The 12,014-nt window shown below is 73.8% G+C and carries 12 protein-coding genes; 9 read left to right on the forward strand and 3 right to left on the reverse strand.

Annotation, left to right across the window (positions count from 1 at the left end; all coding sequences use genetic code 11):
• A partial coding sequence (locus tag CCN42_RS13795) for an alcohol dehydrogenase catalytic domain-containing protein (RefSeq protein ID WP_158102090.1) occupies nucleotides 1-349 on the reverse strand: 349 nt, incomplete at its 3' end.
• Nucleotides 350-645: 296 nt separating this feature from the next.
• Between CCN42_RS13795 and CCN42_RS13800 the strand changes: the two genes are divergently transcribed.
• Nucleotides 646-1,572 (forward strand): DUF3048 domain-containing protein, encoded by a 927-nt coding sequence (locus CCN42_RS13800; RefSeq protein ID WP_086735791.1) that lies wholly within the window; start codon nucleotides 646-648, stop codon nucleotides 1,570-1,572.
• Between the two features lie 34 nt (nucleotides 1,573-1,606).
• Here CCN42_RS13800 and CCN42_RS13805 read toward each other — a convergent pair whose 3' ends face one another.
• On the reverse strand, nucleotides 1,607-2,071 hold the full coding sequence (locus CCN42_RS13805) for a MarR family winged helix-turn-helix transcriptional regulator (RefSeq protein WP_086170501.1): 465 nt from the start codon (nucleotides 2,069-2,071) through the stop codon (nucleotides 1,607-1,609).
• Between the two features lie 154 nt (nucleotides 2,072-2,225).
• On the opposite strand from CCN42_RS13805, the gene CCN42_RS13810 reads away from it, so the two are divergent.
• The 7 genes from CCN42_RS13810 to pcaDC are packed head-to-tail and all read left to right on the forward strand — an operon-like array spanning nucleotide 2,226 to nucleotide 8,637.
• Nucleotides 2,226-2,981 (forward strand): CoA transferase subunit A, encoded by a 756-nt coding sequence (locus tag CCN42_RS13810; protein WP_086735793.1) that lies wholly within the window; start codon nucleotides 2,226-2,228, stop codon nucleotides 2,979-2,981.
• Nucleotides 2,981-3,628, forward strand: coding sequence for a CoA transferase subunit B (locus CCN42_RS13815; RefSeq protein WP_086735795.1), 648 nt, complete (start codon nucleotides 2,981-2,983; stop codon nucleotides 3,626-3,628). Before CCN42_RS13810 ends, CCN42_RS13815 begins: the two co-directional genes overlap by 1 nt.
• Nucleotides 3,625-4,827 carry a thiolase family protein gene (locus tag CCN42_RS13820; protein ID WP_086735797.1) on the forward strand — a complete coding sequence of 401 codons (1,203 nt, stop codon included), beginning with the start codon at nucleotides 3,625-3,627 and terminating at the stop codon, nucleotides 4,825-4,827. Before CCN42_RS13815 ends, CCN42_RS13820 begins: the two co-directional genes overlap by 4 nt.
• A gap of 9 nt (nucleotides 4,828-4,836) precedes the next feature.
• The gene (gene pcaH / locus CCN42_RS13825) at nucleotides 4,837-5,610 is read left to right on the forward strand and encodes a protocatechuate 3,4-dioxygenase subunit beta (protein WP_086735799.1); all 774 of its coding nucleotides are present in this window, start codon (nucleotides 4,837-4,839) and stop codon (nucleotides 5,608-5,610) included.
• A gap of 5 nt (nucleotides 5,611-5,615) precedes the next feature.
• The gene (pcaG, locus tag CCN42_RS13830; protein WP_086735801.1) at nucleotides 5,616-6,221 is read left to right on the forward strand and encodes a protocatechuate 3,4-dioxygenase subunit alpha; all 606 of its coding nucleotides are present in this window, start codon (nucleotides 5,616-5,618) and stop codon (nucleotides 6,219-6,221) included.
• Complete coding sequence (gene pcaB / locus CCN42_RS13835) at nucleotides 6,218-7,513, forward strand: 3-carboxy-cis,cis-muconate cycloisomerase (protein ID WP_086735803.1); 1,296 nt, start codon at nucleotides 6,218-6,220, stop codon at nucleotides 7,511-7,513. Before pcaG ends, pcaB begins: the two co-directional genes overlap by 4 nt.
• Nucleotides 7,510-8,637: a bifunctional 3-oxoadipate enol-lactonase/4-carboxymuconolactone decarboxylase PcaDC gene (pcaDC, locus tag CCN42_RS13840; RefSeq protein WP_086735805.1), complete on the forward strand. Its 1,128-nt coding sequence runs from the start codon at nucleotides 7,510-7,512 to the stop codon at nucleotides 8,635-8,637. Before pcaB ends, pcaDC begins: the two co-directional genes overlap by 4 nt.
• 48 nt (nucleotides 8,638-8,685) lie before the next feature.
• Here pcaDC and CCN42_RS13845 read toward each other — a convergent pair whose 3' ends face one another.
• Nucleotides 8,686-11,364, reverse strand: coding sequence for an ATP-binding protein (locus CCN42_RS13845; protein ID WP_086735807.1), 2,679 nt, complete (start codon nucleotides 11,362-11,364; stop codon nucleotides 8,686-8,688).
• Between the two features lie 193 nt (nucleotides 11,365-11,557).
• On the opposite strand from CCN42_RS13845, the gene CCN42_RS13850 reads away from it, so the two are divergent.
• Nucleotides 11,558-12,014, forward strand: a 457-nt coding sequence (locus tag CCN42_RS13850; RefSeq protein ID WP_143661909.1) for an MFS transporter, incomplete at its 3' end; no start/stop codon positions are given.

Below are 12,014 nucleotides of genomic sequence, written 5' to 3' on the forward strand. Positions count from 1 at the left end.
CGGCGCCCATGCCCTCGCCGTGGACCTGGGTGGTCTCGCACTGGGTGGGCAGCGCGTTGAGGCACATCCAGCAGTTGCCGCAGGCGATCTGGAACGGGACGACGACCCGGTCACCGGCCATCAGGTCCGGCACTCCCGCGCCGACCTCCTCGACGATGCCCATGGGTTCGTGGCCGAGGATGTCGCCCGGTGTCATGAACGGGGTGAGCACCTCGTACAGGTGCAGGTCGGAGCCGCACAACCCCGTGGAGGTGATGCGGATGATCGCGTCGGTCGGCTCCTCGATCCGTGGATCTGGCACGCTCTCCACGCTGATCTTCCGCTTGCCCTGCCATGTCACTGCCCTCATCGTCCGCGCTCCCTCATCTCGCGCCCCCGGGGCCTGGTCCTGCGCTGGCGCGCCCCGGGTACCCGGACGCCGTCCGCCGAACCGTGCGCCTGCGCCGATCGGTTCATTCCGCACGCCCCCTACGAGCCATCGGGCGTGGTGCCGCACCGAACGCCTGAACGGGCCGGGTATGGCCATTGGTGCGTGAACAAGCGCACAATCGATGACGCGGGACGGGACGGGTGGCCACAGTGGACACAGCACGAAGAGCGCGCCGGGCGCGCGCCGGCACGACGGCGGCCCTGCTGGCGGCCGCGATGACGGCCGCCCTGGCGGCGGGCTGCACCACGGGCGGCGACGGTCCGTCCGACGACGGCCGGGGACCCGACCGGAAGCCGACGGGCACGGGGAGCACACAGCCCCGGGCAACCGGCCCGTCCACGCTCGCCGTGAAGATCGACAACGCCCGCCGGGCCCGCCCGCACACCGGGCTGAACGCGGCGGACGTCGTCTACGTCGAGCAGGTCGAGGGCGGGCTCAGCCGGCTGATGGCGGTCTACGCGACGCGGCTGCCGGACATCGTGGGCCCGGTGCGCAGCGCCAGGGAGAGCGATCTGGAACTGCTGCGCCAGTTCGACGGGCCGACGCTCGCCTTCTCCGGGGCGCAGCGCAAGCTGCTGCCGCTGATCGACGAGGCGCCGCTGCGCGCCGAGCCGCCCGGCCGCACCCCCGGCGCCTGGTTCCGGGGCGTCGGCCGGCCCGCCCCGCACAACCTCTTCCTGCGTCCCGGCGCGCTGGTGCCCGCCGCCGCGGGCCCGGCCGCGCTGACCACCGGCTTCCGGTACGGCGCCGCACCCGCCGGAGGCACGGAGGTGGCGTCGCGGACCGTGACGTACCCGTCGGCCCGCTTCACCTTCACCTGGTCGGAGAGCCGGGACCGCTGGCTGGTGTCGATGGACGGCGAGGCCGCCGCCACCACCGACGCGGGCCGGGTGGCGCCCGCGACGGTCGTCGTGCAGTACGTGAAGCTGCGCCGGTCGGACTACTTCGACGTGCTCGGCAACAACACGCCGTTCACCGAGACGGTGGGCTCGGGCCGGGCCGAGGTGCTGCGCGACGGCAAGGCCCACGACGCGCGCTGGAAGCGGGCGACGGCGGCCGGGGGGACCGAGTTCACGACGAACGACGGCACTCCGGTGAACTTCGCCGACGGCCAGGTCTGGGTGGTTTTCGCCAAGGCCTGACCGGCGGGACGGCCGGAAGGGGGCGGGGCGCGCCTCAGTGCTGTGCGGCCAGGGGCTCCGCGGGGTTGCGGAGCCCCTCCGCCGCGTCCGAGACCCGCTGGATGAGGCCGAGGAAGAGGGTCCGCTCGTCCCCGGAGAGCGGCGCGAGGAAGACCTGGTTCATCCGGGCGGCGCGCACCGCCAGCTTGCGCTGGACGCGTTCGCCCTCCTCCGTGAGCCGCAGCAGGAAGCGGCGGCCGTCCTGCGGGTCGCGGACCTTGCCGAGCAGCCCCCGGGAGACGAGCCGGCCGATCACCTCGGCGATGGTGGACCGGTCGAGCCCCACCCGCTCCCCCACGGTGCGCTGGTCCAGTCCCGGCTCGGTGACGAGCGTGTTCAGGACGGCGAACTGGGGCGAGGTGATCTCCTCGGACACCATCGTGTTCCACAGGAGGTGGTGCGCCTGCTGGAGCCGCCGGGCCAGGTGCCCGAGTTGGCTGTTGAGGTCCACCGCGGCCATGTGCGCTCCCGGGTGCTCGACATCGCTGAGAATTCGTTGGTGCACTGAACGATACCCCTCTTGACGGGGTTGGTTCCCCAGTGGCAGCGTGTCGAGCACCTCGAAGAAATAGTCAGTGCCCTGACTATTCGGGTGCAGAGATGGGACTTCTCGGATGGACAAGGTGGTGGCCGGCGCCGCCGAGGCGGTGGCCGACGTGGGTGACGGCGCGTCGCTGGCGGTCGGCGGCTTCGGGCTGAGCGGTGTGCCGGACGTGCTGATCGGGGCCCTGTACGAGCGCGGGGTCACCGGCCTGTCGGTGGTCTCCAACAACTGCGGGGCGATGGAGTCCGGCCTCGCGGTGCTGCTGACGGCCGGGCGGATCGCCCGGGTGACCGGCTCCTACATCGGGGCGAACAAGGAGTTCGCCCGCCAGTACCTGGCCGGGGAGCTGGAGGTGGAGCTGATCCCGCAGGGCACGCTCGCCGAACGGCTGCGGGCCGGCGGCGCCGGCATTCCCGCCTTCTACACCCCCGCCGGCGTCGGCACCCAGGTCGCCGAGGGCGGACTGCCCTGGCGCTACGACGGCGCGGGCGGCGTCGCGCTCGCCTCGCCCGCGAAGGAGGTCCGGGAGTTCGACGGTGTGGAGTACGTCCTGGAACGCGGTATCCGCACCGACTTCGCGCTGGTGCGCGCGGCGAAGGGCGACCGGCACGGGAACCTCGTGTTCGCCAAGTCCGCGCGGAACTTTAACCCGCTCGCGGCGATGGCCGGACGGGTAACCGTCGCCGAGGTGGAGGAACTGGTCGAGCCCGGCGAGATCGATCCGGACGCGGTCCACCTGCCGGGCGTCTTCGTCCAGCGCGTGGTCGCCCTCACCCCGCGGCAGGCGGCGGACAAGAAGATCGAGCGGCGGACGGTGAGCGGCTGATGGCCTGGACACGTGAACAGATGGCGGCCCGCGCGGCGCGCGAGCTGAAGGACGGGCAGTACGTCAATCTCGGCATCGGCCTGCCCACCCTGATCCCCAACCACCTGCCGGAGGGCGTGGAGGTGGTCCTGGAGTCGGAGAACGGCATCCTGGGCACCGGTCCCTACCCCACGGAGGACCAGGTCGACCCCGACCTGATCAACGCCGGCAAGGAGACCGTGACGGTGCTCCCTGGCGCCTCCTTCTTCGACTCCGCGCTCTCCTTCGGGATGATCCGCGGCGGGCACATCGACGTCGCCGTGCTCGGCGCCATGCAGGTGTCAGCGCGCGGAGACCTGGCGAACTGGGCGGTGCCCGGGAAGATGGTCACCGGTATCGGCGGCGCGATGGACCTGGTGCACGGCGCCCGCACGGTGATCGTGGTGATGACCCACACCGCCAAGGACGGCTCGCCGAAGATCCTCGACGAGTGCGCGCTGCCGCTCACCGGCAGGGCCTGCGTGGACCGGATCATCACCGACCTCGGCGTCCTGGACGTCACCGGGGACGGGCTGGTGCTCGCGGAGACCGCGCCGGGCGTGAGCCCCGAGGAGATCACGGCGAAGACCGCCGCCGAGGTCCGTGTCAGCGAGGAGATCACGTCATGAGGGACGTCTACATCGTCGACGCCGTCCGCACCCCCATCGGCCGCTACAACGGCGCGCTGGCGAGCGTCCGCCCCGACGACCTGGCCGCCCACGCCATCCGCGAACTCCTCGCCCGTACGCCGGAACTGGACCCGGCGCGGATCGAGGACGTGTACCTCGGCAACGCCAACGGCGCCGGTGAGGAGAACCGCAACGTCGGCCGCATGGCCGCGCTGCTCGCGGGTCTGCCCACCTCCGTGCCCGGTGTGACCGTGAACCGGCTGTGCGCCTCCGGCCTGGAGGCCGTGATCCAGGCGGCCCGGGCCATCGCCGCCGGGGACGCCTCCGTCGCCGTCGCGGGCGGCGTCGAGTCGATGACCCGGGCGCCGTACGTGCTGCCCAAGAGTGACAAGCCGTTCCCGGCCGCCCACACCGAGCTGTACTCGACCACGCTCGGCTGGCGCATGGTCAACCCGCGGATGGCACCGCAGTGGACCGTGCCGCTGGGCGAGTCGGCCGAACTCATCGCCGAGAAGCACAGGATCAGCCGCGCGCAACAGGACGAGTTCGCCCTGGCCAGCCACCACAAGGCCGCCGCCGCGCGGGCCGCCGGCCTGTACGACGCCGAACTCGCGCCCGTGCCGGTGCCCCGGCGCAAGGGCGAGCCGCTGGTCCTCGGCGCCGACGAGAGCGTACGGCCCGACGCCTCCCTGGAGGCGATGGCGGGGCTGCAGCCGTCCTTCCGCACCGAGCACGGCACCGTGACCGCGGGCAACGCCTCCCCCCTCAACGACGGCGCCGCCGCCCTGCTCCTGGTCGACGAGGAAGGCCTGAAGGCCACCGGCCGCGAACCCCTCGCCCGGGTCTCGGCGACCGGCGTCCACGCGCTCGACCCGCACTGGTTCGGGCTCGCCCCGGTCGAGGCGGTCAACCGCGCACTGGCCAAGGCCGGCAAGGGCTTCGCCGACCTGGACGTGCTGGAGCTGAACGAGGCGTTCGCCGCCCAGGTGCTGGGCTGTGTCGCCGAATGGCCCGAGTTCGACCCGGCGATCCTCAACCCGCAGGGCGGCGCGATCGCCCTCGGCCATCCGCTCGGCGCCTCCGGCGCCCGGCTCGCCGGCACCGTCGCCCACCAGCTCGCCCGCAAGGGCAGCGGCGTCGGCGTCGCCACCCTCTGCATCGGCGTCGGCCAGGGCCTCGCCCTGGTCCTGGAGCGCTAGGAACCGCTCATGACACTCACCCAGCAGGACATCGACCAGGAGATCGCGGCCGAGCACGCCGCGTACGAGAAGCGGATCGCCGACGGCGGGCCCGTCGAGCACCACCCGCGGCGGGACTACGCCCCCTACCGCTCGTCGGTGCTGCGGCATCCGAAGCAACCGCCGATCGGCATCGACGTCAGCAAGGACCCGGAGCTGGTGGAGCTGTCCTCGCCCGCCTTCGGCGAGCGGGACATCACGGAGATCGACAGCGACCTGACCCGGCAGCACACCGGGGAGCCGATCGGCGAGCGCATCACCGTCTCCGGACGGCTGCTCGACCGCGACGGACGCCCGATCCGCGGCCAGCTCGTGGAGATCTGGCAGGCCAACTCGGCGGGCCGCTACGCCCACCAGCGCGAACAGCACGACGCCCCGCTCGACCCCAACTTCACCGGCGTGGGCCGCACCCTCACCGACGACGAGGGCCGCTACCACTTCACCACCATCCAGCCCGGCCCGTACCCGTGGCGCCAGCACCTCAACGCCTGGCGCCCCGCGCACATCCACTTCTCGGTGTTCGGTACGGCGTTCACCCAGCGGCTGGTGACGCAGATGTACTTCCCCAGCGACCCGCTCTTCCCCTACGACCCGATCATCCAGTCGGTGACGGACGACGCCGCCCGGCAGCGGCTGATCGCGACGTACGACCACAGCCTGTCGGTGCCGGAGTTCTCGATGGGCTACCACTGGGACATCGTGCTCGACGGCCCGCAGGCCACCTGGATGGAAGAGGGACGCTGACAGCCATGACGAAGATCGACACGAGGCGTCCCGAGACGGTGCTGCCCACCCCGTCGCACACCGTCGGCCCCTTCTACGGCCACGCCCTGCCCTTCCCCGGCGGCGGTGACATCGCCCCCGTCGGCCACCCGGACACCATCACCCTCCAGGGACACGTGTACGACGGTGCGGGCAACCCGCTGCCCGACGCCTTCCTCGAGCTGTGGGGGCCCGGCCCGGACGGCGAACTGCCCAAGGCGGACGGCTCGATGCGGCGCGATCCGGCCAGCGGCGGGTTCCTCGGCCGCAATGGCGTGGAGTTCACCGGCTGGGGCCGCGTCCAGACCGACGCGAGCGGCCACTGGACCGCGCGGACCCTGCGGCCGGGCGCACGCGGACGCAACGCGCCGTACCTCAGCGTGTGCGTCTTCGCGCGCGGGCTGCTGGTGCACCTGTTCACCCGGATCTACCTCCCCGGCGACGACGCGGCGCTGGCCGCCGACCCGCTGCTGACCCGGCTCGACGAGGCACGCCGCGGCACACTGATCGCCACGGAAGACGGCAACGGCACCTACCGTTTCGACATCCGCCTTCAGGGCGAAGGTGAGACGGTCTTCCTGGAGTTCCAGTGACATCCGACGCTCCCGACACCGGCCTGCTCGCCCCCGGGTGGGCAGGCTCCCCCGCCGCTGCCGCGACGAGCGACAGCGCGTACCTGCGCGCGCTGCTCGACGCGGAGGCGGCGCTCACCCGCGTCCAGGCCGCGCTCGGCCTCGCCCCCGCCGAGGCGGCCACGGCGGTCACCGAGGCGGCCGGGACGGGCCGCTTCGACGTGCGCGCGCTGGCGGAGCGGGCCCGCGGCGGCGGCAACCCGGTGATCCCGCTGGTCGCCGACCTGACCGAGGCGGTCGGCGAGGAGTACGGCCCGTACGTGCACCGGGGCGCGACCAGCCAGGACGTCCTCGACACCGCGACGATGCTGGTCGCGGCGCGCACCCTGGACGTGGTCCTGGCCGATCTCGGCCGCACCGAGCGGGCGCTGTCCCGCCTCGCCGCCGAGCACCGCGACACCGCGATGCCGGGGCGGACCCTCACCCAGCACGCCGTACCGACGACCTTCGGGCTGAAGGCGGCCGGGTGGCGGTCACTGGTGCTGGACGCCCGGGACCGGGTGAGCACCGTACGGGACTCGCTGCCCGCCCAGCTCGGCGGCGCGGCGGGCACACTGGCCGCGTTCGGCGCGTACGGCGCGAGCGATCCGACCGCGCTGCCGGCCGAGTACGCCCGCGAACTCGGGCTGAGGGCGCCTGACCTGCCCTGGCACACGCTGCGGACGCCCGTCGCCGACCTCGCCGGGTGCCTGGCCTTCACGGCGGGCGCGCTCGGCAAGCCCGCCGTGGACGTCCTCACCCTCTCCCGCACCGAGATCGCCGAGGTCACGGAGGGCAACGGCGGAGGTTCGTCCGCCATGCCGCACAAGTCCAATCCCGTCCGGGCCGCCCTCATCGCCTCCGCCGCCCGGCGGGCGCCCCAGCTCGCCGCCACGCTGTACGGGTCGCTGGCCGCGGAGGACGAGCGCCCGGCCGGGGCCTGGCACGCCGAGTGGGAACCGCTGCGGGACCTGCTGCGGCTGGTCGGCGGGGCCGCGCGGGACGCCGCCGAACTGGCCGAGGGACTGCGGGTCCGGCCCGAGGCCATGCGGGAACACCTGGATCTCACCCACGGGCTGATCGTCTCCGAGCGGCTCTCCGCCGAGCTGGCCCCGGTGCTGGGCCGGGCCCGCGCCAAGGAACTGCTCACCCGGCTGGCGTCCGAGGGGCACCCGCTCGCCGAGGCGCCGGAACTGGCGGACGCCGACCTCGATCCCGCCCACTACACCGGCTCCGCCGGAGCCCTCACCGACCGCGCCCTGGAGCGAGAGTGACCGACCGACTCCTCAACCACCGTGCCGAAGGCGCCCCGTCCGCTCCCCCGCTGCTGCTCGGGCCGTCCCTGGGCACCTCCTGCGCCCTGTGGGACGCGGTCGCGCCCGAACTGTCCGCCGCCCACCGGGTGATCCGCTGGGACCTGCCGGGGCACGGCGGCTCGGCGGCCGGACTGATCACGGCCGGGGCGAGCGTCGGGGACCTCGCGGACCTGGTGCTGGCGCTCGCCGACGCGCTGGGTGCGGAGCGGTTCGCGTACGCGGGGGTGTCGCTGGGCGGCGCGGTCGGGCTGCATCTGGCGCTGCACCACCCGGAGCGGGTGTCGTCGCTGGCCGTCATCTGCTCGTCCGCGCACTTCAACGGCGCGAGGCCCTGGGAGGAGCGGGCCGCGCTGGTGCGCCGGGAAGGGCTGGCCGACCTGGCGGAGAGCGCGAACGCCCGCTGGTTCACGCCGGGGTTCACCGTGCCGCGGCTGGTGCGCGACCACCGCGATGCCGACCCGGACTCGTACGCCGCCTGCTGTGACGCACTCGCCGCGTTCGACCTGCGGGACCGGCTGGCGGAGATCTCCGTGCCGACGCTGCTCATCGCGGGCCGCGAGGACCCTGCGACTCCGCCCGCGCATCTGCGGGAGATCGCCGACGCCGTGCCGGGCGCCGCGCTGGTCGAGATCCCCGGCGCCTCCCATCTCGCGCCCGCCGAGCGCCCGCAGGCCGTGCTGTCGGCGCTGCGGGCCCACCTCGACGGGGGCGCCCGGCGGGGCATGGAAGTGCGGCGCGAGGTGCTGGGCGACGCCCACGTGGACGGGGCGCAGCAGCGGCAGACGCCGTTCACGGCACGGTTCCAGGACTTCATCTCCCGCTACGCGTGGGGTGAGATCTGGACCGACCCGACGCTCAGCCGCCGCGAACGCAGCATGATCACGCTGACCGCGCTGGTCGCGCACGGCCACTACGAGGAACTCGCGATGCATGTGCGGGCCGCGCGGCGCAACGGTCTGACGCCCGAGGAGATCGGGGCGGTGCTGCTCCAGACGGCGGTGTACTGCGGGGTCCCCGCCGCGAACTCGGCGTTCACCGCGGCCCAGCGGGTGCTGGCGGAGGAGGACACCGCGGCCGGATGATCCGCCGCGCACCCGCCGGCCCGCGACCCCGCCCTCTCCCGTGGTCCGCTACCCCGTCAGCGTCGCGAGTGCCCGCTCCGCCTGGCGGACCAGCCCGTCCGCGCCGCACGAACGCGCCAGCATCAGGCCCCGGTTGAGTTCCGCGGCGGAGCGGGCGGCGAGGCCGTGCTCCACCCGCGCGGCGGCGTGCTCGTACTGGCACGGCGAGGCCTCCAGATGGGCGACCGCCTGGGCGGTCAGCCGCACCTGGCGCTGGCCCGTCTCCAGCACGGCGGCGCACCGCAGGGCCTCGCCGATGGCGGTGTCGGTGCCGAACCGCTCGGCCTGGCGGCGGGCGTCGGCGGCGAGCCGGGCCGCGCGGGCCGGGTCGTGCCCGGCGAGGACCCGGGCGAGGTCGACGGTCCACGGCGCCAGCACCGGATTGTGGCCGCCGCGCGCGGCGGCGGCCTTCTCGGCGGCCTCCAGCTCGTTGATCCCCTCCTCGGTCCGGCCCACGGCGAGCAGCAGCCGGCCGCGCACCGAGCGGGTGTCGGGGAGCACGATGGTCGACGGGTAGGGCGGGGCGAAGCCGTACTGCTCGGCGATCGACCAGGCCTCCTCGACCTGCCCGCGGGCGAGCAGCGTGTCGACCAGTCCGCACGTCGCCGACCAGTACAGGGGCAGCCCCCGCCCGACCCGCTCGGCGATGCGCAGGGACTCCCGCAGCACCTGCTCCGCGTCCTTGAGGCGGCCCTGCCGGCGGAAGGCGAGCCCGAGGAAGGCGTGGGCGAGGGCGAGGTGGCCGCCGCTCCAGCCCGCCGAGGTGTAGGTGCGCAGGGCCTCGGAGAACAGGTTCTCGGCGCGGTCCAGCCGGTCGGTGTAGGCGTAGGAGCTGCCGAGCATCATCAGCAGCTCGACGCCCCACTCGGTGTCGGTCCAGCCGAGCCCTGGTGCGAGACGGCCGTTGACGAGGGCGCGGTCACAGGCCTCGACGACCTCCTCCGCGTTCTCGCCGTGCGTCATGGCGTCGAAGCCGCGCAGGATGAGCAGCGCCCGCTCGGAGTTGTCGCGGCCGGTGCAGGCGTCGGCCAGCTCGGCGAGCCGGGCGGACCGTCCGGGCGTGGCGGACTCCCCGGCGTAGATGCCCTCCCACATGAACTGCACGGCCCGCAGCCGCATCCGCGCGGGCCCCTCCTCGTGCCGGGCGGCCTCCGCCTCGACGGTGCGTACGGCCTGTTCCAGCTGGTCGTTGCGGAGCAGGGCCTGGGAGAGCCGGATGACCGCGTCGACGCGTTCGGCGCCGTCGAGACCGGGCAGGGCGAGCGCGGTCCGCAGGTGGTCGATGGTCCTGGCGGGCGCGGTGAGCAGGGTCGCGCAGCCCAGTTCGTAGTGGACGTGACCCTGCACCTCGGGCCGGGGCGGCTCCTGCAGGGCGCGTTCCAGGCACTGGCGGGCCGCGTCGGGCGCGCCGACGGCGAGGTGTTCGCGGGCGGCCTCGCGCAGCTGGTCGACGAGTTCGGCGTCGTCGTCGGGGTGGACCTGGAGCAGGTGCCGGGAGGCGGCCGCCGCGCCGAGTCCGAGGTCGGTGACGATCTGGGCGGCGATGCCGTGCATGGCGCGGCGCAGCGCGTCGGGGATGGAGTGGTAGACGGCCGTGGCGATCAGCGGGTGCACGAACTCCAGGTCCCCGTGGGACGCCTGGCCGCCGGCCGGGTCGGGCGGGGTGAGGATGCGGGCGCTCGTCAGCAGCTCGGCGCAGCGCTCGGCCTGCTCCAGGCTCATGGTGGTGAGCCTGGCCACCAGGTCGACGGTGATGCCGGTGCCGAGGATGGCGGCGGCCCACGCGAAGCGGGTGGCGTCGATGCCGAGACCTTCGAGGCGGGCGACGAGGCCGCCGCCGCGGGCCGAACGGTTGAGGGCGCGCAGTTCGCCCGCCGAACCCTCGGTGGGGTCCAGTTCGCTGTCGAGCACTTTCGCGAGGAGTTCGACGGTGTCGTACGGGTTGCCGTCGGTGACCGCCCACACCTCTCGGCAGAACGCGCCGTCGGCGTGCGCGCCGACGGTGGCGCGGGTCAGCCCGGCCACGGCGTCCGGGGTCAGCGCGCTGAGCGTGGCGACGGACTGGGCGGCCGTCGCGGCGATCGCGTCGAGGTGGCGGGCCCGGGGGCCGGTGACCTCGCCGGGGCGGCGGGCCACCACGACCAGCACGGACAGATCGTGCAGCCGCTCGGCGAACGCGGCCAGCCAGCGCAGCGTCTCCTGGTCGGCCCAGTGGGCGTCGTCGATCAGCAGCACCAGCGGCCAGTCCCGCTCGGCCAGCCGCCGCACCGCCGCGACCAGGCCGTCGCACACGCCCTGCGGGTCGGCCTGCCGGTCACCGGGATCGGCGATGCCGAGGGCGGGTCCGGCGATGTCGTACCAGTCGCCGAGGTAGTCGCGGGCCTCCTCGGGCAGCATCGTCACCAGCGCCGGCTGCAACAGCTGCCGAACCACGTTGTACGGAACGGACTTGAGGGTCTCGCCGCCGCGCGCCGACCACACCGTGCAGCCGCGCTCCTCGGCGATCCGGCGGGTCTCCGCGAGCAGCGCGGTCTTGCCGAGGCCCGCCTCGCCGCGGAAGACCAGCAGACTGCCGGAGGACGAGTGGTCGGCACACAGGTCGTCGACGGCCCGCCGGACGGCGTCGAGTTCCCGGTCGCGCTCCCACAGGGAAGCCGAGGCGGCCGCCGCCGGCCGTACCTCCGTCATCCCGCTACCTCCCCAAGTCGCCCGAACGACGTACAGGGCGAGCGTAGCCGTCCGGGCCCCCCGGTGGTGGAGGGTCGGACGACCTCTTGCCGTCAGGGGTGACACTTGGTATGTCGAGGTGACACGCCGACTGCTCGGCCACTCCGGTAAAGGTGATGCACAGTCAAACTCCGCCCTATGAAGGCTGGTTGCCATGGCTCAGGCACCGTCGCGGTCCCGCCGGGCGCTGATCGCGGGCTCGGTGGGCAACTTCATCGAGTGGTACGAGTTCGGCGTCTACGGCTATTTCGCCACGATCATCGCGGCCCGCTTCTTCACGCCCGAGGGCGGCAGCGAGATCGAGGGCCTGGTGCGCGCCTACGCCTCGTTCGCTCTGGCGTTCTTCTTCCGGCCCGTCGGCGCGGCCCTGTTCGGACGGCTCGGCGACCGGATCGGCCGGCGCCCGGTGCTGATCCTGGTCATCGTGCTGATGACCGCCGCGACGACGCTGATCGGAGCACTGCCGACCTACGCCACGGCCGGCGCCCTCGCGCCCTGGCTGCTCACCTTCCTGCGGGTCGTCCAGGGACTGTCGGCGGGCGGTGAGTTCGGCGGCGCGGTGTCGGTGATGACGGAGTTCGCGCCGCCGGGGCGGCGCGAACTCCGTCATC

The organism is Streptomyces glaucescens, assembly GCF_002154375.1.
Lineage (GTDB): Bacteria > Actinomycetota > Actinomycetes > Streptomycetales > Streptomycetaceae > Streptomyces > Streptomyces glaucescens.